Source organism: Vibrio sp. 1727, assembly GCF_033344415.1.
Classification (GTDB): domain Bacteria; phylum Pseudomonadota; class Gammaproteobacteria; order Enterobacterales; family Vibrionaceae; genus Vibrio; species Vibrio alginolyticus.
In genome coordinates, this window is the sequence record NZ_JAWPOT010000151.1 from 1 (window position 1) to 852 (window position 852).

Here is an 852-nt window from a genome sequence, read left to right on the forward strand (position 1 = left end):
GGCTTTAGTTTGCTTGATTTCTCGCTCCAGCTTAGAAATGCCAAGCTCTTGGTCTTTGAGCGATTTTTGCAGCTCGTTAAGCTGTTTCTCTTGCGAGGTTAGCGCCTTCTTTTGGCGATTGATTTCGCTGGAAACGCCTTTGAGCTCTTGCTGACTAGCGGCGAAAGAAGAGAGGGGATAGGTGGCAGATAAAGCACAAGTTAATAAAATAGCCGAGCGGAGCACTGGGTGATTTTGTTTTCGCACTTGAGAGTTACCTACCACATTATTGTCAAAGGATCAGAAGACGGTTAAATGCCATCTCCATGGATAAAGCTTTGTGATTTACCGTTAAAGCCTTGGTCCATATCGAGAGACGGTTTGTCTGTTTTTGGTCGACCGACGATTTTCGCGGGTACGCCCGCCACGGTCGTGTGCGGTGGCACCGCTTGCAATACTACGGAGCAAGAGCCGATTTTCGCCCCTTCGCCCACTTCGATATTACCAAGAATTTTGGCACCTGCACCAATCATCACGCCTTCACGGATTTTCGGGTGACGATCGCCGCACTCTTTACCTGTACCACCTAGGGTGACGTCTTGCAGGATCGACACATCGTTATCAACCACCGCTGTTTCACCGATCACGATGCCCGTCGCATGGTCGAGCATGATGCCGCTACCAATACGTGCTGCTGGGTGAATGTCTACCTGACACGCCACAGAAATTTGGTTTTGCAAATACGTTGCAAGGGCATGACGGCCTTGTTTCCACAACCAGTTTGCCACGCGATAGCCTTGCAGCGCGTGGTAACCTTTCAAATACAATAATGGCATTGAGTACATGGAAACAGCAGGGTCGCGGTTGACCGTC

At 49.9% G+C, this 852-nt stretch carries 1 protein-coding gene and 1 pseudogene; both read right to left on the reverse strand.

Going from position 1 to position 852, the window contains the following annotated elements; all coding sequences use genetic code 11:
- Window positions 1–264: pseudogene (locus R8O10_RS24445) on the reverse strand (hypothetical protein); the annotation flags it as partial.
- 26 nt (window positions 265–290) lie between these two features.
- The coding region (gene cysE, locus R8O10_RS24450) for a serine O-acetyltransferase (protein ID WP_318191850.1) at window positions 291–852 on the reverse strand (562 nt) is incomplete at its 5' end.